Below are 22282 nucleotides of genomic sequence, written 5' to 3' on the forward strand. Positions count from 1 at the left end.
CCCCGGCGGACCGGCCCCCGCACCCTCGCCGGTCCCGGGCGCCAGGCGTACCGCGCGAGGGGGCTGGGCGGGCGTCCCCAACGACCCGGCCGGCGCACATCGCATTCTCCTGCGAGCGCGAGCGGGTCCGACCCGCCCGGCCCGTCCCTCCTCCATCCCTTCCCTTTCCGTCCCCTGAGCGGTCTCGGGCTTCCGGGCCCTCTCGGACTTCCGAGCCCTCTCGGTCTTCAGCAGGGAGACAACGCCATGCCCATCTCTCCGAACCAGGGATCGACCGGCGGCGGTACCACGGTCACCATCACCGGTACGAACCTCGCCAACGCGTCCGCGGTGAAGTTCGGCACCAAGAACGCCACCATCACCGCCAACACGCCCACCTCGGTCACCGTCACCTCGCCGTCGGGCACCGGTGCGGTCCCGGTGACGGTGACCACGCCGGGCGGCACCAGCAACCCGCTGACGTTCTTCTACGTCGGCGCGCCCTTCAAGTCCGGCCTGAGCGTGTCCTCCGGGCCGCTCGCGGGCGGCAACACCATCACCATCAGCGGCACCGGGCTGTCGACCGCCACCAGCGTGCACTTCGGCGCCAACACGGCCACGCCCACCGTCGCCTCGGACAGCAGCATCAGTGTCGCCGTTCCCGCGGGCGCCGCGGCCGGGTCGGTCGGGGTCAGCGTCACCACCGCGGGCGGCTCCAACAACGGGCTGTCGTACACCTACATCGACGTGCCCACCATCACCAGCTTCACCCCCACCTCCGGTCCGGCCTCCGGCGGTACCGCGGTGACCATCACCGGCACCAACCTCGACTCCACCCAGTCCGTCACCTTCGGCGGCATCGCGGCGCCGTTCAGCGTCGTCAACGCCACCACCGTCTCCGCGGTCTCGCCGGCCACGGCGGACGGACAGCCCGGCCCGGCCGACATCACCGTCACCAACCCGGCGGGCAGCGCGACCGGCGCGACGCCGTTCCAGTACCTCGCGTCGCCCGGCATCTGATCACCCCTGGGACGTTCCGCCGGAAGGAGCAGCACGTTGAGCATCCCTCATGCCGCAGGCCAGGAGACAGGTTCCACGGCCACCGCCGCGCCCGCGGCCACGGCGGCGTCCCCTCCGGTGATCAGCTCCGTCAGTCCCGCCTCCGGAAGCCCCGGAGGTGGGACTGTCGTGACCATCACCGGCAGCAACTTCACCCAGACGACGGCGGTCCGCTTCGGCACCACCCTCGCCCCGGCCTTCACCGTCCTGTCCGCCAACCAGATCACCGCCACCTCCCCGGCGGGCTCCGGCAACGTCCTGGTGACGGTGACCACCCCGGGCGGCACCAGCAACGGCGTGGCCTTCGGCTACTCGTCCACCCCGGTCCCCGTGCTGAGCGGGGTCTCGCCCACGCAGGGCCCCACCGCCGGGGGCACGACGGTCACGCTGACCGGCAGCGGCCTGTCCGGGGCGACGGCGGTGCGGTTCGGTTCCGTGCTCGCGTCGTCGTTCACGGTGGTCTCGCCGTCGCAGATCACGGCGGTGGCGCCGCCGGGTGCCGCCGGTGCGGTGCAGGTGACGGTGGTCGGGCCGGGCGGGACGAGCAACGGCCTCACGTACACGTATACGAGCGCCCCGGCCCCGGTGCTGAGCGGGGTCTCCCCGGGGCAGGGGCCGGTGAGCGGCGGCACTACGGTCACGCTGACCGGGAGCGGCTTCACGGGGGCCACGGGCGTGTTCTTCGGTGCGGCGCCCGCCGTGTCGTTCACCGTCGGCTCCGCCACTCAGATCACGGCCGTCGCGCCGCCCGGGGCCGCCGGGCCGGTGCAGATCACGGTGGTCGGGCCGACCGGCACCAGCAACGGCGTCACCTACTTCTACGTCGGCATCCCCACCCTCGGTGCCATCGTCCCCGCCCAGGGGCCGGTCTCCGGCGGTACGGCCGTCACGCTCACCGGTACGAACCTGCTCGGCGCGACCGCCGTCACCTTCGGCGGCGTCAACGCCACGTCGTTCACGGTGGTGTCGTCGACGCAGATCACCGCGGTGGCGCCGCCGGGTGCCGCCGGGCCGGTGCAGGTGACGGCGACCACGCCGGGCGGCACCAGCAACGGCGTCACCTACGTCTACGCCCCCGTCCCCGTCCTCACCAGCGCGTCCCCGACCCAGGGTCCGCTGGAGGGCGGCACCACGGTCACCCTGTTCGGCAGCGGCCTGACCACGACGAACGCGGTCCATTTCGGTTCCACGCTCGCCGCGTTCACGGTCGTGTCGGACGGCTGGGTGACGGCGACCGCCCCGGCTGGGTCGGCCGGGGCGGTCAACGTCACCGTCACGACGAACGGCGGTACGAGCAACGCCGTGAGCTACACCCGGGTCACCGGGCCGGGAATCTAGGGGCAGTCCGTCCCGCCCGCCACCGGCCGGTCGCCGGACGGGCGGGACAGCCACACCCCCTCGCCCCGCGACAGCCCCGGCAGCGCGTGCTCGAACTCGTGCACCGACCGCACCGGGATCTCCCCCGTGAGCAGCCACCCCGACACACCGCCCGCGCTCTCCGCGAGGTCCGCCCCGACCGCGGCGAGCCGGGCGGTGACGGGTGTCAGGACATCGGACGGAATCTCCAGCTCGAAGGCGTGATACGGCTCGTACACCCGCCACCCCGCCCGCTCCAGGGCCTGCCACAGCACCCCCGGGGTGACGCCCCGGAAGTCGGCGGCGGTGCTGACCGGGGCGTCGAAGCCCGAACGGATCAGGGTGACCCGGCAGTCCGTGACGGCGCGCCCGCGCGGACCCCGGCGCAGCGTGTCGTGCACGGTCTGCTCGATCGCGGTGTGGAACGCCCGTGGCAGGGCGCCCAGTTCGGTCTCGTAGCCGAAGCCGGTCCCGGAGCCGGTCGCGGCGGGCTCGACGCGCAGCCCCACCGTCGCCCACGGCCCCGGATGGCCGCGCCGGGCCATCTCGTAGCACGCCTCGCCGACCCCCACCGGCCGCTCCACCAGGACCGGGCGGCTCGGCTCGAAGTCGGCCTCGATGCCGTAGTCCCGCGCGAGCGTGGCCGCGATGATCTGCTTCTGGACCTCGCCGTACAGCAGCACCGAGGTGGCGCCGCCGGGCAGCGCGCGGGCGTGGATCAGCGGGTCCTGGTCGGCGAGGGCGAGCAGCGCGGTGTGCAGCCGGATGGCGGCCGCGGGGCCGGGTTCGCGGGCGTGGACGAGGGTGTGGAGGGTGGGCGCGGCGAACTGCGCCCGGCTGTCCCCGGGCGTGAAGTCGCCGAGCCGGTCGCCGACGCGGACCTCGGGAAACCCCTTGATCCACGCGATGTTCCCGGCGGTCAGCACCCGCGTCCCGGACCCGCCCACGACGTCCAGCGAGGTGATCTGCCCGCTGTGCCGGGCGCCCGGCCGGTGCAGGGTGAGGTGCTGACGTACCGCCAGCTCGCCGGAGAAGAGCCGCAGACAGGCGGTCTTCGTGGCGGAGCCCGCCGCCCGTTCGACGGCGAAGACGGCTCCCCGGGGCGCCGCGTCGCCGTCTTCGGCACGGCTGGGCGGGACGAGCCGTACGACGCCCTCGACGAGGGCCGCGACCCCCTCCCCGCTCAGCGCCGAACCGAAGTACACCGGGTACGCCCGCCCCCGCGCCGTCCCCGCCGCCAGCGCCGCGTACACCTCGGCGGGGGAGGGGAGCGGGCCGTCCACGAGCCGGGCGAGCAGCGCGTCGTCGGTCTCCGCCAGCGCCTCGGCGACCTCGGTGCGCACGCCGGTGTCGTCGAGCGGCCGCGGCCGGGTGCGCGCGGCCCGGGTGCTCAGGTCCCGTACGTCCGTCAGGGGCACGATGTGCGGCGTCAGCAGCCGCCGGATGTCCGCCAGCAGCTCCGCGTGCCGGGCGCCCGCCCGGTCGATCTTGTTGACGAAGAGCAGCACCGGCAGCCGCAGCTGCCGCAGCGTCTTCATCAGCACCCGGGTCCGCGCCTGCACGCCCTCGACGGCGGACAGCACGAGCACGGCCCCGTCCAGCACGCCGAGCGCCCGCTCCACCTCGGCGACGAAGTCGGAGTGGCCGGGGGTGTCGATCAGATTGACCTGGGTGTCACCGGCGCGGAAGGACGCGACGGCCGACCGCACGGTGATCCCGCGCTCCCGCTCGATGGCGCCCGTATCGGTCTGGGTGTCCCCGGCGTCGACGCTGCCGAGGCGGTCGATGACGCCCGCGTCGAACAGCAGCCGCTCGGTGAGGCTGGTCTTACCGGCGTCGACATGGGCGAGTACGCCGATGTTGATGGTCTGGTGCATGCGTGGTGATGTCCTCGAAGACGGTCGTCCGGTGGGGGCGCTGAGTCGTTCCGAGGCATCGGCGCATCGCGTGCTCCTGTCGTATGGGCTGCTGTGAGCTGCCGTGAGGGGAATGTCGCGGACATCCTGAGCGCACCGGCGGGCCGGGAGCAACCGATTTACGTGCCCTCGGCGGCGCCGGTAGAAAGCGCTGTCACACCTCTCGACAACTCCCCCCGCGCGCCCGACGCTTCACACCACGGGGCCCCAAGCGGCGAAAGGGACACATGGTGCGACGAAGAACGCTCCTCACCGCGGCAAGCGCAACCCTGCTCGGCACCGCACTGACCACCGGTACGGCCCACGCCGACGAAGCCGTCGGCGTCGACCCGGGCACCGACTACGGCGGCTGGGAGGGCTGGGGCACCTCGCTCGCCTGGTGGGCCAACCTCTTCGGCGGGCGGGACGACTTCGCCGACCTCTTCTTCACCACCAAGAACACCTCGTACGCCGGTGCCACCCTCCCCGGCCTCGGCCTGAACATCGCCCGCTACAACCTCGGCGGCTGCGCCTGGACCGGCGTGGGCGGCCAGTCCATGGCCGCCTCGCCCAACATCCCCCGCTTCAAGCAGATCGAGGGCTACTGGCACGACTGGTCCAGCGAGGACCCGGCCTCCTCCGCCTGGCGCTGGACGTCCGACGCGACCCAGCGCGCGGCGCTCACCAAGGCCGTCCAGCGCGGCGCCGTCACCGAGCTGTTCTCCAATTCACCCATGTGGTGGATGTGCCTCAACCACAACCCCTCCGGCGCCGCGGACGGCGGCAACAACCTCCAGTCGTGGAACTACCGGCAGTTCGCCGTCTACCTCGCCACCACCGCCCGCTACGCCCAGGACCACTGGGGAGTGCGCTTCGCCACCGTCGAGCCGTTCAACGAACCGTCCTCCGCCTGGTGGAAGGCGGACGGTACCCAGGAGGGCTGCCACGTCGACGCGGCGGTGCAGCGCGCCGTCCTCGGCCAGCTGCGCACCGAACTGGACGGCCGCGGCCTGACCTCGGCCCGCATCTCGGCCTCGGACGAGACCAGCTACGACCTGGCCCGCACCACCTGGGGCTCCTTCGACGCACCCACCCGCGCCCTCGTCGACCAGGTCAACGTGCACGGCTACCAGGGCTCCGGCGGCCGCCGCGACCTGCTGTACGCCGACGTGCGCGCCGCGGGCAAGAAGCTGTGGAACTCCGAGACCGGCGACAAGGACGGCACAGGCCTCACCCTCGCCACCAACCTCTGCCTGGACTTCAACTGGCTGCACCCCACCGCGTGGTGTTACTGGCAGGTCATGGACCCCAGTGCGGGCTGGGCGCTCATCCACTACGACCCGAACACCGCGCAGCCCGGCGCCGTGCAGACCAAGTACTACGTCCTCGCCCAGTTCACCCGCCACATCCGTCCCGGCATGCGCATCCTGGCCACCGGCTCGGACCACGCGGTCGCGGCGTACGACCCGGCCGCCCGCCGCCTCGTGCTCGTCGCCGTCAACCCCGGCGCCGCGCAGACCCTCACCTTCGACCTGTCGCGGTTCGGCCAGGTCAGCGGCGGTACGGGCGGGCTCGTACCGCGCTGGTCGACGCAGACGGCGGGCGGCGGCGACCTCTATACTGCGCGCCGGGACACCGTGCTCGACGGCAAACGGCTGAGCGTTCCGTTCGCCGCGCAGTCGGTGCAGACGTTCCAGATCGACGGCGTGACGGAGTAGCGGGACGTGGTGGGCGCCGCTGCCCCATAGGGCTGCAAGTCTGCCCCCGCGCCTCTGGGAAGGCGCCCACCACTCCTGCCAGCGTGAGGCGATTGGTTCGCCTTTGACCGTCGGAGGAAGACACATGGGACAGGCCCGTGACGAGAACGCCATGTGGGGGAACGGGCGGGCACCTCGCGCACCGCAGCGGCCGCGGGCGACTCCCCCCTTCGCCGGAACGGCCGTGCAGCGGATGCTTGCCCAGCAGAGCCGAGCCGGGAACCAGGCGGTCGTCGAGATGCTGCGGCGGTCCGGGCACCCGGGAGCGCAGGACCGGCATGAGCACGGTGCCGGTTGCGGGCACCAGCCGCAGGAATCTCCGGTGCAGCGTTCCGCGGTTGACGGCTCCTCGGCTCAGGGCTCCTCGGTGCAGCGCTCTTCGGGCGGCGGCGCCACCGTCGCGCGGGCCGAGGAGGAGGACGGACACGTCCACGAGGGGGTGCGGGACGCCAGCCCGGAAGGGCAGAGTGCCCTGGTGGCCGCCGCCATGAACTCGTCGGGCGAGTCGCTGCCGTCGTCGGTCGTGGCGAAGGCCGGGGCGTTCTACCAGAACGACGGGCTCTCCTCGACCCGCCTCCACCGTGACGCGGTGGCCCAGCGCGCCACGGCCGCGATGGGGGCCCAGGCCATGACCATCGGCAACCACATCTTCCTCTCGGCCGCGACCGCGAACGAGAAGCTGATCGGCCACGAGCTCAGCCACGTCGACAAGAACCTCAAGGGCATCCCCGAGACGGGCCACAGCAACGGCGCCGGAGTCACCGTCACCAACCCGAGGCAGGACTCCGAGCAGGCGGCCGAGAAGGACGGCGACGCCTACGCCGCGGGCCGGGCGACCGCCCCCTCCGCCGACGCCCAGCGCGCGGCGCCTTGAGCCGGATCAGGCGGTGAGCGAGTGCCGGGTCGCCGAGCCGCGTTCACCGATGAGCGGCCAGCACTGCCGCGATGCCCTCTCGCAGGTCTTTGACGAAATACTCGGGAACTTCCAGCGACGGGAAATGTCCCCCGTTTTCGGGCGACGCCCATCGGACGATCTGTCGGTACCGCTCCTGTGCCCAGGGGCGCGGACACTTCTCGACGTCGCGGGGATACGCAGTGATTGCTGACGGGACGTCGACCCGAAGTTCGGGGTCCAGCGAGTTGTGGCTTTCGTAGTAAATGCGGGCCGACGACGCGCCGGTCCGCGTCAGCCAATACAAGGTGACGTTGTCGAGAACGCGGTCTATGGAAATCGTCTCGAACGGGCTGTCTTCGGTGTCTGTCCACTCGGCGAACTTGTCGAGAATCCAGGCAAGAAGCCCGACCGGTGAGTCGACGAGCGAGTAGCCGATGGTCTGCGGCCGGGTCGCCTGCTGCTTCGCGTACGCCGCGCGGTGGCGCCAGAAATCGCGGGTCTCCTCGGTCCACTCGCGCTCGACCGCCGTCAGCCCGTCCGTCGTCAAACCGGGCGGTCCCTCCGCGAACGTGGTGTGGATGCCGAGAACGTGCGCCGGGAACCTGCCGCCGAGAACCGTGGTGATATTGCCTCCCCAGTCGCCGCCGTGGGCTGCGAACTTGCCGTAGCCGAGCCTTCCCATCAGTTCCACCCACGCGGCCGCGATCTTTTCGGTTCCCCACCCGGTGGTGGCCGGCTTGTCGCTGTAACCGAAGCCCGGTAGCGACGGGACCACGACATGGAACGCCGGCGCGTCCGCGTCTTTCGGATCTGCCAGCTCGTCCACTACATCGATGAACCGGGCAATGCTGTCCGGCCAGCCGTGCGTCAAGATCAGAGGAGTGGCATCCGCGCGCGCGGATCGGCGGTGCAGGAAGTGGATTCCCAGACCATCAATGGTCGTGCGGAACTGGCCGATGCCGTTGAGGCGCTCTTCGAACGACCGCCACTTGTATCCGGTGCGCCAGTAGTTCACGACATCGACGAGGTCGGCGAGAGGGACGCCCTGCTCCCACCGGCGAGGGTCGGGCCCGGCGCGATAGACCGTCTCGGCCTCCGGTAGCCGCGCCGCGGCCAATCGCGCGCGCAGATCGTCGAGGTCGGCGTCGGTCGCGTGGGCTTCAAACGCTTGCACGTCGCTGGTTGGACGGGGCATGAGACCTCCTGGCCATTGCGGAACCATCTAAGCCGGTTCTAGCAGTTCTCCGAGCCACGCCGCAACCCTCTAAGGTGGTTCCATGCGTGCAGCGTTTCCTGACTTCCGCCTCGGTAGCGTGCTGGCGACCAGCTTCACGGGGACTCTCTCGGAGCGGCGTGGCGACGCCGTGGAGCGCATTCCCGTGCCGCGGCGACTCGTCGACTGGCTGGCGGTGTACGGCCTCGCCGTGGACTCCTGCACCACTGCCCAGCTCGACCTCGCCCGGGAGCTGAGGGAGTCGATTCACGCCGCCGCGACAGCGGCCGCGATCCAGGACGCTCTCCCCGCGTCCGCTGTCCAGGTCATCAATGACCGCAGCGCTCAGGGTCGGGCCGCGGCGTTCCTGACGCCCGAGGGCACGCGGCGATGGCGGCTCGGCTCGGCTTCCTGCGTGGAAGATGCCCTCGGCGTGATCGCCGCCGACGCGATCAGCATCCTCGCGGGCGAACGAGACGGAAAACTGGCCTTGTGCGCGTCACCGACCTGCCAGGCCGCCTTCTTCGACACCAGCCAGAGCCGCACCCGCAAATGGTGTGACATGGGCACGTGCGGGAATCGTCAGAAGAAGGCGCGCTTCAACGCCAACCAGCGCAAAAACCCCAGTTCGGCGGAGTGATCACGTCGCCAGGTGGCGGACGACCCTCCGCAGCTGCTCCGCGTAGTGCTCGCGGAACTCCGGCGACTCCGGGTCGGCGTCGAAGAGCCTGCGCACCGCGTGCGGAAGCGCGATCGGTGCCGTCACCAGGCTGATGTACAGCAGCATCGCCATGGCGGGGTCGATGTCCTCCGCGATCTCGCCCTCCGCCTGGCGGCGCCGCAGATCGGACAGGTCCTCGGGCCCCTGCTCCGGCGCGGCGTCGTCGAGGCCGCACCAGGCGTTGAACCGGGTCGCCCGGGGGTCGGCGAAGGCCTCCCGGAGGTAGCGGATCGCCAGCTCGTCGAGGGGGATCGCGGGGTCGTTGAAGCTCTCCTCGCGCTTGAGCCACTCACGGCCCAGCTCCCGGTACAGCCCCTCCTTGCCGCCGAAGTGGTACGTGATCAGCTGCTTGTTGACGCCCGCCCGGTCCGCGATGTCCTGCACCCGGGCGCCCGCGAACCCCTTCTGCGCGAACTCGTCCCGGGCGGCCTCCATCAGCAGCCGCCGGGAACGCTCCGGGCACAGCTTGCGTTCCTCGGGCGCGGGGGCGCGGCGGGGCCTCTTCGGCGTCCCCTCCATGTCCGACAACGTCCGTCAACTCCTCGTGTGACGCCTCATGCTCGACCGGACCAGGTTACCGCCCCCGTTCACCTATATGTTTGACAACTTCATCCGCTTGGATGAACCTGGTGGAGACCGCACAGGACAGTCAGGGGAGATTCGTCATGATCGTGGTAACCGGAGCCACCGGAAACGTCGGCGCGTATGTGGTGAAGGAGCTGGCCGAGGCGGGGGCGGAGGTCCGTGCGCTCACCCGCGACCCCGGGACCGCACGGTTCCCCGACGGCGTCCACGCGGCGCGGACCGAGGACCTGCCGCTCGACGGCGCCACCGCGCTGTTCCTCAACCCGGCCGTGGTGTGGCAGATGGGCGCGGAGAAGCTGCTGGAGCGGACCAAGGAGAGCGGGGTGCGGCGCATCGTGATGCTCTCCTCGTCCTCCGTCCTCGACGACACCGACCCGCAGGACAACCCGATCGGCGCCCTCCACCGTGAGCTGGAGGAGCAGATCCGGCAGACGGGTCTGGAGTGGACCCACATCCGCCCGGGCGCCTTCGCCGTGAACGCCCTGGGCTGGGCGGACCAGCTCAAGGCCGGGGACGTGGTGTACGGCGCGCACGCCCGCGCGCACATGGCGCCCATCCACGAGGCCGACATGGGCGCGGTCGCCGCCCGCGCCCTCCTCACCGACGACCTGGTCGGCCGGACGCCCGAGCTGACCGGCCCGGAGTCGCTGACCTTCGCCGACCAGGCGCGCATCATCGGCGAGGTCATCGGACGCCCTGTGCGGTACGAGGAGGTTCCGCCGGAGGTGGCGCGCGAGAAGATGGTCGGCGGGTTCATGACGCCGGAGGTCGCGGACTCGCTGCTGCGGGTCTTCGAGGGGTGCGTGGACCGGCCGCAGCCGATCTCCCCGGAGGTCGAGCGCATCACGGGCCGCCCGGCCCGGACGTTCGCCGAGTGGGTCTCGGACCACGCGGGCGCCTTCAGCTGATCGGCGGGTGATCGGCGGGGCGCCTGGGGTTCGCTTCCGGGGGCGGAGCCCCCGGCTCAGGCGCCGCGCTTGCCGGGCTGCTTCTTGGCCGTCGTCTTCTTCGCGGCGGCGGTCTTCTTGCCCGCCGCCTTCTTCTCCGTCTTCTTCCCGGCCGTCTTCTTCGCGGTGGCCGTCTTCGCCGCGGCCTTCTTGGCGGGGGCCTTCTTGCGGCCGCTCAGCTCCGTGACCGTGGCCTTCTCGTCGGCCTCCCCTGAAGCCGCGGAGGCCGACTCGCCGCGGGCCTCCTTCGCGCTGCGGACGCTGTCCTTCAGGGCAGCCATCAGGTCCACGACCTGCGCGCCGGTCGGACGCTCGCCCGGCTCGGCGGTCGGGGGCGCGCCGGAGACCTTCGCCGCCACCAGGGACTCCAGGGCCTCGTGGTACTCGTCGTGCAGTTCGCTCAGGTTCACCTCACCGAGCGTGGCCATCAGGGTGTCGGCGAGATCCAGTTCGGCGGGCTTCACCGTGACCTTCTCCTTGGGCGCCACGCCCGCCGGTTCACGTACCTCGTCCGGCCACAGCAGCCGGTGCATGGCGATGGCGTCGCCGACGACGCGCAGCATCCCGAGCCGCTCGCGCCCGCGGTGGGCGTACTTCGTGATGGCGACCTTCTCGCTGCGCTTGAGCGCCTCGCGGAGCAGCGCGTACGGCTTGGCGGCGGCCGTGCCGTTGGCGCCGAGGTAGTAGGCGTCGCCCATCTGCAGCGGATCGATGTCCGAGGCGTTCACGAACGCCTCGATCTCCAGCGCGCGAGTGGTCGGCAGGGGGAGGGCGGCCAGGTCCTCGTCGGTGATCGGGATCAGGGCACCGTCGGCATCCTCGTACGCCTTGCCGATCTCGTCCGCGTCGACAGGCTGGTCCTCCAGCTCGCAGACCTTGCGGTACCGGATGCGGCCGCCGTTCTACGGGGGTTCCAGATGTGTTGCGTGGCGTCGCAGTGCGTTTCGTCGTTGAAGGTGCTGCGATGGTTCTCCGGGGGTGTTGCTCTGCGGCGGACCGTTGCGGTCTGTCCGTGGAGTGAGGGGATCAACGGGTGCGTGCTTTTCCGGTCCGGATGCCGTCCGGTACCGCGTACTGGACAGTGGTCGACGCTGACATGCAGGTGGTGAACGAAGCCGACCGGTACCTACGGGGTCTCAGGTTGAGCAAGGACCGCGCGGAGTCGACGACAAAGGCGTACGCCGGGGCGATCGGGCTGTTTCTGCGCTGGTGTGCGGCGACGGGGCGAGACTGGCGCACAGCCGCCCGCGATTTGAGCTCCTTCATCCTCTGGCTGAAATGGCAGCCGGCTGGGGCAGAGGGGCAGGCGACGGTCGTACCAGGGCCCGGCGGGAGGCCCGCCCGGGAGGCACGCCGGATCAATGGCGTGCTCACAGCGGTTCGCGGCTTCCTGGCTCACGCGGTGACGGAGCGGGAAGTCCCGGGCTGGGTGCTGGAGCAGCTCTACCAGCTCGGGGACAGTACGGACCTCCCACTTCAGGCTCAGTCGGAAGACGGCAGGCTCCGCTACCGTCTCCAGGCCCAGCACCGCTTGCCGGAAACGGAGAGGGCAGTGGATCGGGCCACTGATGCGGAGATCGTGGCGATGTTCAGGGCCTGCCGCTCGGCGCGCGACAGGTTGCTGATCCTGCTGCTGTCCAGGGTGGGGCTTCGCCGTGGGCAGGCGGCGGGCCTGCGTCGCAGTGACGCCCATCTACTCGTGGACTCGACCGTCCTGGGATGCCGCTTGGAAGGCGCCCATCTGCACGTCGTGCGGCGGCAGAACCCGAATAATGCCTGGTCGAAGTCGCGGCGCCCGGTGGCGCTGCCCGTGGACTTCCTGGTGGTGCAGGCATTCGACCAGTACGTGCTGGAGCGACACGAACGGCTCGGGTGGGCGGGCAGTGATTTCCTGCTGGTGAACCTCTTCCGTGAGCCCTTGGGATCGCCGATCACACCGGATGCGATCGGCGAGACAGTGGAGGCCCTGGCCTGTCGTGCCGGGCTGGACCGCAAGATCACCCCGCACATGATGCGGCACGCTTTCGCCAGCAATGTCGCGGACTCCGGCGGTTCGTTGGACGAGATCCAGTCTCTCCTGGGCCATAAGCACCCGGACTCGGCTCGTCCTTACCTGCATCCCGCGCAGTCCCGGCTGCGCGAGGCGATCAGCCGCGTTCCCTCGCCGAGGGATCTGGGCGAGGAGTCAGGTCGATGACGCTCAGCGTTGTCCGCACCCAGCCCCTCGGCCAGGAGGCGGAAGAGGACAGTGCCGCGGCCTTGTGGGCGGCGGTCGATCTGGAGTCTCCCCGTGGATCACCCGCTGCTGGGCACGCCGCTGTGCCGAGTGAAGGGCTGCGTGCAGACCAGTGTCACCAGGCAATTGTGTTCCGGCTGCCGATCGCGATGGAAACAGGCCGGGGAGCCTCCACTGGAGGAGTTCGCCGAGATGGACCGCGGCAATTGGTGGCAGGTCGGGGTCCAGGACTGCGCGGTGTCGGGATGCCAGCGGCCGTTCTCGTCCTGGCGGCGGCCGTTGTGCTCTTCTCACCTCGCGCAACTCAAGCGCCGGGACGTGACGCTTGAGGAGTTCCTCTCCCTCGACGATGTGGTCGCGCTGCCCGCGTTCGGCCCCTGCGAAGTCGCGGCCTGCCCCCGCTACAGGGACGGCGTATCTCCCTACTGTCACGCCCACCGGGAGCGCTGGCGCAACGCGGTCGCCCGAGGGCTGAGCAAGGACGACGAGGAGCGATGGCGGCGCACGACCGAAAGCGTGCTGCTGGGGATGCCTCGGGTCCGCCGGCCTCTCCCCGATCTGCGGCCAGAAAGGTCACTGTGACCAGCAAGAACAATCTCCCCATGGCCGAAGGGCGACAGAGGGACTCAGCACGTCGACGGCAGCGAGTCGAGAAAGCCATCAGCGCCGCGGTCAAGGAGGGCGGAGAGATCACCGTATCCAGCATCGCCCGAGCCGCCGGAGTCGACCGATCCTTTCTCTACCGCCACCGCGACCTGCTGCAACTCATCCACACCGCGGCAACGGCGCCGCCGTCCGGCGAAGGACACCCCCAGGTCAGCAGGGCGTCCCTGCAAGCTGACCTGGTGAACGCCCTGGAGCGCAACGCCCGGCTCACCGCCCGCGTCCGGCAACTGGAGAACCGGCTTTCCCAACAGCTCGGTGAACAAGCCTGGCGCGACTCCGGTCTGGGAGCCTCCGCCGACATTGACCAGCTTCAGCGGCAGGTCACAGCCCTCGGACAGCACATCGTGGACCTCAAAGGCCAGCTTGAGGACCGCACCGAAGAGCTCCAGGCCGCACGGGCCGCGAACCGGGAGCTGACCCGGTCGCTGAATCAGATCCGCCACTGATGCCGGCCGCCCCACCCTATTGGCGTCAGCCGCGGGACCTCGGGATGCGATCACCGGCCTGTGGGGGTGCGATGGGGATGAACAGGGAGGTGAAGGGGCCATGGCGAGGGCGATCTGGAGCGGTGCTCTGTCATTCGGGCTGGTCGCCATGCCGGTGCAGCTGTTCACCGCCACGGAGAGCCACACCATCCGCTTCAACCAGATCCAGCGCGGAACTTCCGACCGTGTGCGCAACAAGCGGGTCAACGAACGCACCGGCGAAGAAGTCCCCATGGATGAGATCGTCAAGGGCTTCGACATGGGGGACGAGTACGTGGTGGTCGAGCCCGGTGAGCTGGACGAGATCGCACCTGGTCGGTCCAAGGGGCTGGAAATCACGGGATTCGTCGACGCGGAAAAGGTGAAGCCGATCTTCTTCGACAAGGCCTACTACGTGGCACCGAAGGGCAAGGAGTATGCGAAGGTCTATTCCCTGCTGCGCGAGGCCCTGGCCCGATCCAACAAGGCAGGGATCGCCACCGTTGTCATGCGTAACCGCGAGTATTTGGTCGCTGTGAAACCAGAAGGAGACGTTCTGGCGCTTCACACTCTGCACTGGGCTGACGAGGTGCGCGATCCCCGCCGCGAAATCGGGAATCTCCCGGAAGACGCGCAGGTCGCCGATAAGGAGCTGCAGGCAGCGGTCCAGCTGGTTGAGGCCCTGAGCACCGAATGGGAGCCCGAGGAGTATCACGACACCTATCAGGAGCGCGTGATGCAACTTGTCGAGGCGAAACGCGCTGGTGAGACGATCGAGAAGAGCGAGCCTCCGCCACGCTCCACCAACGTCATCGACCTCATGGACGTCCTGCAAGCCAGCGTCGACAAAGCCAAAGGTAAGAGAGAGGCCGGCACAGAAGAGGCCCAGGCCGCTCGGAAGCCGACGCAGCTGAAAGAAGCGGCCGAAAAGAGCCGGGCCAGCCGCAAGGCGAAGCAGGCCACGAAGAAGCCTTCGAAGGCATCCGACCTTGAGGGGCTGAGCAAGGCGGAGCTCTACCAACGCGCATCAGATGCCGGAATCCCTGGCCGATCCTCGATGAGCCGCGAAGAGCTGATTAATGCCCTCACCGGCAAGACTGGTCGCCGCAAAGCAACGGCATCCTGACGCCGCAGAGGGGCCGTAGCCTGAATGTCACATCGCTATCCGGATCCTAGGCTTCTTCCTTGGCGGCGGAGCCGGGCGCACGCTGTGTGGGCTCGTTGTGCGTTTGCGCGGCGGCCTCGAGGATGGCACCGATCTCTTCAGGTCTCATTGCCGACAGGCGCTCGAAGCTGGGGCTCGTGCGCAGGGCGATGACGCCGATCAAGCAGGAGATCAGGACCTCGGCCCGGCCGACGGGATCGTCGGCACCCTCGGCCGCGAGTCGGTTGGCGAGCGGAGATATCAGGCGGGTGCGTGCTTCGTCTGCCGCGGTGGTACGCGCTTCGGCGACGTCGCTCCGGGAGAGGAGAGCCTGGACGACAGGGCCCGGCGCGCCTCTACGGTCGGCTCGGTGCAGCGCCTCCACGGTGAAGGCCCCCAGGTCGAGCGTCTCGGGCGACACATTCACGTTCCGACTGTCCTCGTCCACCGCCGCCCGGTACAAGGCAGCCTTGCTGCCGAAATACCGCGCGATCAGGGAGGCGTCGACGCCGGCATGCTCTCCTATGTCCCGAACGGTCACAGCATCATATCCGTGGCGGGCGATCAGGTCGCGGGCAGCGCCGAGCAGCGCGGCCCGCGTGGCATCCGCATCACGTTGCCTGCCGCGCGTACGTTCCGTCTTCGAGCCCATGAGTCGTCCTCTCCGGCTCAGGTCCGTCATCGGCCGGAGCCGCGGCGGACGATACCCCACCCGGGCGCGGCGGCCATCCACCGAACCGAAAACCTCAGTAGCACCGCCGCTATCCCGCCATGGGGTACATCGCCCCGCGCCGCCCCTCCGGCGACGCCAGCCATTCCAGCTTGCCCGCGGTATCCGCCTCGTTCAGCGGCGTGTGCAGCACGATCGACAGATCCGGTCGCGCCGGCAGCCTCATCACGCTGGACTCGAAGCACAGCAGCCCCAGCACCGGGTGGTCCATCTCTTTGCGGATTTGCCCGGCCTCCTCGATGTCCCGCCGCTCCCACAGCTCGGTGAACTCCGCGCTCGCCGCCTTCAGTTCGGCCGCCACCGCCTGGAACCCCTCGTCGTCCGGGCTGGCCAAGCAGGCGGCCCGGAACTGCGCGACGACCGTGCGCGCGTTCTGCTCCCAACTTCTTGTGCGGGAGCGGTACATCGGGTCGGTGAAGAAGTCGACGAGGCAGTTCTGCGTGATGCCGGGCCGCATCCCGAGGACCGTCGCTGCCGCGTCGTTGAACAGCACGGTGTTGTAGTACAGGTCCATGATGTGCGCCGGGTACGGCATCCACGTGTCGATCAGCCGCTGCAGCCCCTCGCAGATGTCTCGCTGCCTGTCCGGCTCGATCTCGGGCACGGGCGGGTTCATCCCGGCGAGGACGTAGAGATGGCGCCGCTCGGCGTTGCTCAGCCGCAGGACGCGGGCGACGGAGTCGAGGACCTGCGGGGAGACCGAAATGTTCCGGCCCTGTTCCAGCCACTGGTACCAGGAGGCGCCGACACCCGCGAGCACGGCGACCTCTTCGCGGCGCAGCCCTGGGGTGCGGCGGCGGGCGCCACCGTCCGGGAGTCCGGCGTCGGCCGGGGTGACCCGGGCCCTCCTGCTCATCAGGAACTCGCGCAGCTCGCTACGCCGCCGGGTCTTGGGCGCGTCCCCGGGCATGATCCGGTCCTCCTCGTGTCTGGTGGTGCTACCACCAGGAGAACCTGGCGCTCCCCACGGCTATTCCGCTGGCCACAGGCTCTTGCCCATGGCGATCGATACCAATCCCGCACCCTCACCGCTCGACACCCCACGGCTGTCGACGCGCGACAGACTCGTGCTGTTCGTCCTGTGCGCCGCTCAGTTCATGGTGGCCCTCGACTTCTCCGTGCTGAACGTGGCGCTGCCCGTCCTCGGCGCCGACCTCGGCATGAGCCAGTGGGCGTTGCAGTGGGCGGTCACCGCGTTCGCGCTGCCGTCCGGCGGCTTCCTGCTCCTCTTCGGCCGCATCGGCGACCTGTACGGCCGCCGACGGCTGTTCCTGACCGGACTCGCCCTGTTCGGGGCGGCCTCGCTGCTGGCGACCTTCGCCTGGGACCCGGCGTCGTTCCTCACCGGGCGGGTCCTGCAGGGGATCGGCGCGGCGGCCATCGTCCCGACCGGGATGTCCCTGCTCACCACGACGTTCGCGGAGGGACCGGCCCGCGACCGCGCCCTCGGTATCTCGGGCACGCTGCTCTCGCTCGGCTTCACCGTCGGCATGGTGGCCGGTGGTGTCCTGACCGACGTGCTGGGCTGGCGCTCCACCATGGGCGTGCTCGCCCTCTTCGCGCTGATCGTCCTGCCCCTGGCTCCGGGTCTGCTGCCGGAGTCCCGCACCCCTGAGCGCCCGCGCCTGGACGTGCCCGGCGCGGTCACCGTCACCGGCGGTCTGCTGTCGGTGATCTACGCCCTGTCGACGGCCGCCGACCGCGGTTTCGGGCACGTCGACGTCATCGCGACCTTGGTCGCGGGCCTGGTGCTGCTCATCGTGTTCGTGCTCGTCGAGTCCCGCACCGAGGCGCCGCTGGTCTCCCTGCCGATGCTGCGCCGCCGCACCGTGGCGTGGGGCAACGTGGGCGGTCTGGTCACCTTCTCGATGATGTCGACGCTGGTGTTCGTGCTGACCCTGTACTTCGAGGAGACCCTGGGCCTGTCCGCCTTCCGGACGGGGCTGGTCTTCGGCGTGGCGGGCGTGCTGTCGGCGGTCGCCGGGGCTTACGCCCCCAAGGTCATCGGCCGCTTCGGCGCCCGCCGCACGCTCGTCGGCTCGCTCGCCGGGCAGGGGGTGCTGACCGGGGCGCTGCTGGGTCTGGGCACCCACGTCTGGTCGGTGTGGCTCGCCACGGCCGCCGTCTCTCTGGCGTGCGTGTGCCACCTCGGTGTGATCGTCGCCTACGGCCTGACGGTCACGTCCGGTGTACCGGACGCGGAGCAGGGCCTGGCGACCGGTCTGGTCACCTCCACCCAGCAGGTCGGCATCACCATCGGCATCCCGCTGCTGGGCGTCCTCGCCACCACCACGTCGGACCTGCTGACGGGCCTCCATACGGTCCTTGCGGTGGAAACAACGATCGTACTGGCGGCGGCCGTCCTCGTCGCCCTCGGACTCCGGTGCCGTGGGACGGACGCGGAGGCGGTCCCAGGAGCGGCCGAGGTGGAGGCGCTCGACGCGCGGTAGGCCGGCCACGGCGGTCGTATGAGTCCTCGATCAGCTCGAGCTGTGAGGGCTTCAACGCCCTCGCGGTGCTGTCTGTCCTCGCGATCCCGAACTGCTGCTGCCGTGTCCTCGGGTGACCACTCCCGGCGAATGAACGTCCCCGCCCCTCCGTCGAGTACTCGTTCGGCCTAGCGAAGAGGCCGGGCGGGAAGCAACGGGGGGAGGGGCAGAGGGCCGACGGTTACTTGGCACCGTGGGTCAGATATAGGAGACCAGGGCCGGTTCATCTGATCCGCTGATCCCGCAACGGATGTTGCACTGGACGTCTTTCACGCAACCGGCTGTGAGCTGCATCGATGCGGAGAATGGCGCCAGGGAACACCTCACACCCCCAGAGAACCGCCGTCGGAGGTGTGGATCTGCCGGAAGGACACCGAGTGGTCCTCGGTCGCCGGATACATCTTGATCGGGATGCTCACCAGCCCGAACGAAATGTTCCCATTCCAGATAGATCGCATGCTTGATCCCTTTCGTGAGATTCTTATCGTATGTCCCCGATCGCGGAGGTGGAGGGGCGACGGATCGCGCTCAGGAACCTCGACAAGGTGATCCATCCGGCCACCGGCACCACCAAGGGCGAGCTGCTGCACTACCTGGCGTCCGCCGCGGACGCCCTGCTCGGCCATCTGCGGGGGCGGCCGCTCGCGTTCCTGCGCTATCCGGACGGCCCGGACGGCCAGATGTTCTTCACCAAGAACCCGCCGCCCGGCACCCCCTCCTGGGTGACGACCGCCGAAGTCAGCCGCCATGCGGGGGAAACCGCGCGCCAGGTGCTGGTCCAGGACCTGGCCTCGCTGATGTGGGCGGCGAACCTGGTGGTCGAGTTCCATGCGCCCATGTGGCGGATCGACGACGGCACGGGCGTCGCCGACCGGCTGGTCTTCGACCTCGACCCCGGTCCGCCCGCCACGATCGTGGACTGCTGTGCCGTCGCCGTCTGGCTGCGGACGCGGCTGCGCGCGGACGGGCTGGCCGCGTACGCCAAGACCAGCGGCTCCAAGGGGCTGCATCTGCTGACCCCGCTGGAACCGGCCCCGTCCCGGCAGGTCACCCACTACGCCCGGCGGCTCGCGGCGGAGGCCGCCGTCGCGCTCCCGGGGCTGGCGATCCAGAAGATGACGCGCTCCCTGCGGCCCGGGAAGGTGTTCGTCGACTTCAGCCAGAACGCCGCCGCCAAGACCACCGCCGCCCCCTACACGCCCCGGGCCCGCCCGGAGCCGACCGTCTCCACGCCCGTCACCTGGGACGAAGTGGAGGCGTGCGACGACCCCGGGCGGCTGGTCTTCCGGATCGACGACCTCCCCGCCCGCCTCGCCCGCCACGGCGACCTGCTCGCCCCGCTCCTCGACCCGGCACGGGCCCATCCGCTGCCCGTCACCCCATGACCGCCCTGCTGCCGCCCCTGCCGGTGGCGCTGGCCCGGCCCATCCAGACCCTCCCGACCGCCGCACCGGGACGACAGCTGGCCTACGAGCCGAAGTTCGACGGCCACCGGCTGCTGATCTTCCGGCTGGCGGACGAGGTCCAGCTGCAGGCCCGCTCGGGCCGCATCGTCACCCGCGCCTTCCCCGACCTCGCGGCCGCCGCGCGACAGCTCCCGGTCGGCACGGTCCTGGACGGCGAGGTGGTGGTGTGGTCCGGCGGCCGCACCGACTTCTCCGCCGTCCAGAAGCGCGCCACCGCCGCGACCGAGGCCCGCGCCGCGCGCCTCGCCCGCCAACTCCCCGCCTCCTACGCCGCCTTCGACCTCCTCGCGACCGGCACGGAGGACCTGCGCCCACGCCCGTACGCCGAACGCCGCGCCCTCCTCACCACGCTTCTCGAACCGCACGGCCCGCCCCTGCAGGCCGTCCCCATGACCACGGACCGCGAAGTGGCCGCCACCTGGTACGAGGCGCTCCCGGCCATCGGCGTCGAGGGGCTGGTCATCAAGAGCCCCGACCAGCCGTACCGGCCCGGACGGCACTGGCGGAAACTGCGGCACTCGGAGACCCGGGACGCCCTGGTCGTAGGCGTGGTGGGCCCCCGCCTCCGCCCCCGCGCCCTGGCCCTCGTCCTCCCGGGCGACGACACCCCGGTCGTCTCCGGCCCCCTCTCCCCGGCGGTCCAGGCCCAGCTGGCCAAGGCCCTGCGGGAACTGCCCCCCGAGCCTGTGCCCCCCGACCCACCCACGGCGATCGACACGGTCGGCGCGTGGATCGCCTACCAGCCGATCCCCCCGGACCTGACGGTGGAGGTCCGCCAGGAAAGTACGGTCCGCCACGCGGCAACGGCAGTCATCCGCCTACGCCTCCCGGAGTGACCCGCCCGCCCGCGCCGGGGATGCGAACGGCGGGCATCCGGGCGTCCGGGCATCCGGGCATCCGGCGGTTTTCCGGGGTCCGGGGTTCGGGGGTTCGGGGCCCGGCACGGGGCCCGACGCGGGGCCCGGCACGGCGCCCGGCACGGCGCCCGACGCGGCGCCCGACGCGGCGCCCGACGCGGCGCCCGGCACGGGGTCCGACACGGGGTCCGGGGCGGAGCCCCGGCGGGGTCTGGGGCGCAGCCCCAGTTTCGGGAAGGGGCGGGGTGGGGGGAAGAGCCCCTACCCGGCGTCCGCCGGGTCCGGCGGGCCCGTCACCACCGCCGTCACCCGCCCGCCGTGCGGGAACGCCCCGGCCTCGGCGAGCCCGTACACACCCCGCAGCATCTTCGCCACGTACCGCCGCTCCACCCGCACCCCGTGCCGCTCCTCGAATCCCGCCGCGAACGCCTCCAGCTCGGCCGGGACCCGCCCATAGCCGCCGCCGTGCCAGTCGTGGTCGATACGCCAGTTGGTGAACGCCCGCCCCCACCCGCGCCGGTGCAGCTCCGCCACCTCACGCTCCAGGTAGCCGGACGCCCCCTTCAGGGCGGCGAAACCAAGGGCCCGCGCGCCCTCCGGCAGCGCGGCGGCGATACCGGCCAGCGTGCCGCCCGTGCCGACGGCGCAGCACACCACATCGCGCGCGCCCAGGTCGGGCAGCTCGGCGACGAGACCCGCCGTCCCCTGCGCGGCGAGCGCGTTCGTGCCGCCCTCGGGCAGGACGTAAGCCCGCCCCCACCGCGCCTCCAGCTCCCGCAGCGTCCCCGGGTCGTCCAGGGAGCGCAGGGTCTCCCGGTAGCCGGACCGGGTGAGGAAGGACAGCTCCATGCCGTACGACTCGGCGAGGGCGAGGGACCAGTTGCGCGGGGCGTCGGCGAGCTCGTCGCCCCGGATGATCCCGACCGTGGACAGCCCCCAGGCGGCCCCGGCCGCGGCGACAGCCCGGATGTGATGGGAGTAGGCCCCGCCGAAGGTGAGCAGCCGGGTGTGGTCCTGTTCGGCGGCGGCCCGCAGGTTGGGCGTGAGCTTGCGCCACTTGTTGCCGGGGATGGTGGGGTGGATGAGATCGTCCCGCTTCAGCCGCAGCTCCAGGCCTCGCTCGGCAAGCCGCTCGTCGTGCAGGTCCTGCACGGGCGACGGCGCCCGGCGCAACGGGTCGGGGTGGTCTGTCGGGGGTCTCACCCGTCCATTCTGACCGCTGTCCCGATAACTCCGATGTCCAGGGGTCGAGTTGTCGGGTTGCGAAAACTCATGGCGGGGAAAGGGTGATGATCAGAGCAGGGGGGATTCGGCGCGGAATTGATAACGCGCCGAGGACATTGCTGTGAAGTGAATGTGAAGGTAGTTTTGGGGGAGTCGGCTCGGCTAAGAGACGCCCATGAGCAACCCCCATGACCGTATGGTGGACAACGGTCCGTACAACCACCACGTAAATCCATCCCGCCGTCTCGGGACGGAGCGGACAGCGCTGATCATTCATGGCCTCGCGGACATCGCCGCGATTTTTCTGGGGCTGTGGATCTTGCTGTACCTGCTCGGCGCGAACGAGGCGAATGTCTTTGTCGGTTTTGTGCACGGGGTGGCGGATTGGCTCGCGGGCTGGTCGCAGGACATCTTCACCATGGAGCCCGAAGGGGCGCGGGTCTTCCTCAACTATGCGCTGCCCGCGCTGATTTACCTCGGTATCGGTCATGGCGTCGCCTCTTGGGTGCGGCGGCTCTGACCTCGCGCTTCCCGCCTCCGGGGCACCCCCTGTCGGTCGGGGGTGCCCCGTCGTGGTGTTCAGGGGCCGGTGGCCCGCG

The 22282-nt window shown here is 70.6% G+C and carries 20 protein-coding genes and 2 pseudogenes; 14 read left to right on the forward strand and 8 right to left on the reverse strand.

The window, feature by feature from the left end; genetic code table 11:
* Nucleotides 1–246: 246 nt before the first annotated feature.
* On the forward strand, nt 247–999 hold the full coding sequence (locus tag ABZ370_RS30525; protein ID WP_358626990.1) for an IPT/TIG domain-containing protein: 753 nt from the start codon (nt 247–249) through the stop codon (nt 997–999).
* 117 nt (nt 1000–1116) lie between these two features.
* On the forward strand, nt 1117–2376 hold the full coding sequence (locus tag ABZ370_RS30530; protein ID WP_358627281.1) for an IPT/TIG domain-containing protein: 1260 nt from the start codon (nt 1117–1119) through the stop codon (nt 2374–2376).
* Here the strand turns inward: ABZ370_RS30530 and otr(A) are convergent.
* The gene (gene otr(A), locus ABZ370_RS30535; RefSeq protein WP_358626992.1) at nt 2373–4271 is read right to left on the reverse strand and encodes a tetracycline resistance ribosomal protection protein Otr(A); all 1899 of its coding nucleotides are present in this window, start codon (nt 4269–4271) and stop codon (nt 2373–2375) included. The two genes, ABZ370_RS30530 and otr(A), sit on opposite strands and share 4 nt — an antisense overlap.
* A 266-nt stretch (nt 4272–4537) precedes the next feature.
* Here otr(A) and ABZ370_RS30540 point away from each other — a divergent pair, with 266 nt between their 5' ends.
* Both ABZ370_RS30540 and ABZ370_RS30545 read left to right on the forward strand, forming a co-directional pair.
* On the forward strand, nt 4538–6007 hold the full coding sequence (locus ABZ370_RS30540) for a glycoside hydrolase (RefSeq protein WP_358626994.1): 1470 nt from the start codon (nt 4538–4540) through the stop codon (nt 6005–6007).
* 124 nt (nt 6008–6131) lie between these two features.
* Nucleotides 6132–6920, forward strand: a complete 789-nt coding sequence (locus ABZ370_RS30545) for a DUF4157 domain-containing protein (RefSeq protein WP_358626996.1) — start codon at nt 6132–6134, stop codon at nt 6918–6920.
* 43 nt (nt 6921–6963) lie between these two features.
* Here the strand turns inward: ABZ370_RS30545 and ABZ370_RS30550 are convergent, their stop codons facing one another.
* Nucleotides 6964–8136, reverse strand: coding sequence for an epoxide hydrolase family protein (locus ABZ370_RS30550; RefSeq protein WP_358626998.1), 1173 nt, complete (start codon nt 8134–8136; stop codon nt 6964–6966).
* 82 nt (nt 8137–8218) lie between these two features.
* Between ABZ370_RS30550 and ABZ370_RS30555 the strand changes: the two genes are divergently transcribed.
* Nucleotides 8219–8794: a CGNR zinc finger domain-containing protein gene (locus tag ABZ370_RS30555; protein WP_358627000.1), complete on the forward strand. Its 576-nt coding sequence runs from the start codon at nt 8219–8221 to the stop codon at nt 8792–8794.
* Here ABZ370_RS30555 and ABZ370_RS30560 read toward each other — a convergent pair whose 3' ends face one another.
* A complete protein-coding gene (locus ABZ370_RS30560) occupies nt 8795–9394 on the reverse strand; it encodes a TetR family transcriptional regulator (protein ID WP_358627284.1) in 600 nt (199 codons plus the stop codon).
* A gap of 146 nt (nt 9395–9540) precedes the next feature.
* On the opposite strand from ABZ370_RS30560, the gene ABZ370_RS30565 reads away from it, so the two are divergent.
* Entirely contained in the window at nt 9541–10368 is an 828-nt protein-coding gene (locus tag ABZ370_RS30565; RefSeq protein ID WP_358627002.1) for an NAD(P)H-binding protein, read from the forward strand.
* 56 nt (nt 10369–10424) lie between these two features.
* Here the strand turns inward: ABZ370_RS30565 and ABZ370_RS30570 are convergent.
* Nucleotides 10425–11309: pseudogene (locus tag ABZ370_RS30570) on the reverse strand (Ku protein); the annotation flags it as partial.
* Between the two features lie 131 nt (nt 11310–11440).
* On the opposite strand from ABZ370_RS30570, the gene ABZ370_RS30575 reads away from it, so the two are divergent.
* The 4 genes from ABZ370_RS30575 to ABZ370_RS30590 all read left to right on the forward strand — a co-directional run bounded on the left by ABZ370_RS30575 (nt 11441) and on the right by ABZ370_RS30590 (nt 14899).
* The gene (locus tag ABZ370_RS30575; RefSeq protein ID WP_358627004.1) at nt 11441–12604 is read left to right on the forward strand and encodes a site-specific integrase; all 1164 of its coding nucleotides are present in this window, start codon (nt 11441–11443) and stop codon (nt 12602–12604) included.
* Between the two features lie 93 nt (nt 12605–12697).
* Nucleotides 12698–13225: a hypothetical protein gene (locus ABZ370_RS30580; protein ID WP_358627006.1), complete on the forward strand. Its 528-nt coding sequence runs from the start codon at nt 12698–12700 to the stop codon at nt 13223–13225.
* Complete coding sequence (locus tag ABZ370_RS30585) at nt 13222–13755, forward strand: DUF6262 family protein (RefSeq protein ID WP_358627008.1); 534 nt, start codon at nt 13222–13224, stop codon at nt 13753–13755. The genes ABZ370_RS30580 and ABZ370_RS30585 overlap by 4 nt, the downstream gene beginning before the upstream one ends.
* A 100-nt stretch (nt 13756–13855) precedes the next feature.
* Nucleotides 13856–14899, forward strand: a complete 1044-nt coding sequence (locus ABZ370_RS30590; protein ID WP_358627010.1) for a Ku protein — start codon at nt 13856–13858, stop codon at nt 14897–14899.
* Between the two features lie 46 nt (nt 14900–14945).
* Here the strand turns inward: ABZ370_RS30590 and ABZ370_RS30595 are convergent, their stop codons facing one another.
* The gene (locus tag ABZ370_RS30595; protein WP_358627012.1) at nt 14946–15569 is read right to left on the reverse strand and encodes a TetR family transcriptional regulator; all 624 of its coding nucleotides are present in this window, start codon (nt 15567–15569) and stop codon (nt 14946–14948) included.
* Nucleotides 15570–15678: 109 nt separating this feature from the next.
* Complete coding sequence (locus ABZ370_RS30600) at nt 15679–16557, reverse strand: helix-turn-helix transcriptional regulator (RefSeq protein ID WP_358627014.1); 879 nt, start codon at nt 16555–16557, stop codon at nt 15679–15681.
* An 88-nt stretch (nt 16558–16645) separates the two neighbouring features.
* On the opposite strand from ABZ370_RS30600, the gene ABZ370_RS30605 reads away from it, so the two are divergent.
* Entirely contained in the window at nt 16646–18097 is a 1452-nt protein-coding gene (locus tag ABZ370_RS30605) for an MFS transporter (protein WP_358627016.1), read from the forward strand.
* Nucleotides 18098–18474: 377 nt separating this feature from the next.
* Here the strand turns inward: ABZ370_RS30605 and ABZ370_RS30610 are convergent.
* Nucleotides 18475–18594: pseudogene (locus ABZ370_RS30610) on the reverse strand (Ku protein); the annotation flags it as partial.
* A 30-nt stretch (nt 18595–18624) separates the two neighbouring features.
* Between ABZ370_RS30610 and ligD the strand changes: the two are divergent.
* Both ligD and ABZ370_RS30620 read left to right on the forward strand, forming a co-directional pair.
* Nucleotides 18625–19521, forward strand: coding sequence for a non-homologous end-joining DNA ligase (gene ligD / locus ABZ370_RS30615; protein ID WP_358627018.1), 897 nt, complete (start codon nt 18625–18627; stop codon nt 19519–19521).
* Entirely contained in the window at nt 19518–20438 is a 921-nt protein-coding gene (locus tag ABZ370_RS30620; RefSeq protein ID WP_358627020.1) for an ATP-dependent DNA ligase, read from the forward strand. Before ligD ends, ABZ370_RS30620 begins: the two co-directional genes overlap by 4 nt.
* Before the next feature lie 282 nt (nt 20439–20720).
* On the opposite strand, the gene ABZ370_RS30625 is transcribed toward ABZ370_RS30620, so the two are convergent.
* Nucleotides 20721–21662 (reverse strand): pyridoxal-phosphate dependent enzyme, encoded by a 942-nt coding sequence (locus tag ABZ370_RS30625; RefSeq protein ID WP_358627022.1) that lies wholly within the window; start codon nt 21660–21662, stop codon nt 20721–20723.
* Between the two features lie 217 nt (nt 21663–21879).
* Here ABZ370_RS30625 and ABZ370_RS30630 point away from each other — a divergent pair, with 217 nt between their 5' ends.
* Nucleotides 21880–22203, forward strand: coding sequence for a hypothetical protein (locus ABZ370_RS30630; RefSeq protein ID WP_358627287.1), 324 nt, complete (start codon nt 21880–21882; stop codon nt 22201–22203).
* The last annotated feature ends 79 nt before the right edge of the window (nt 22204–22282 follow it).

The sequence above is a fragment of the Streptomyces sp. NPDC005962 genome (genome assembly GCF_040629205.1).
Lineage (GTDB): Bacteria > Actinomycetota > Actinomycetes > Streptomycetales > Streptomycetaceae > Streptomyces.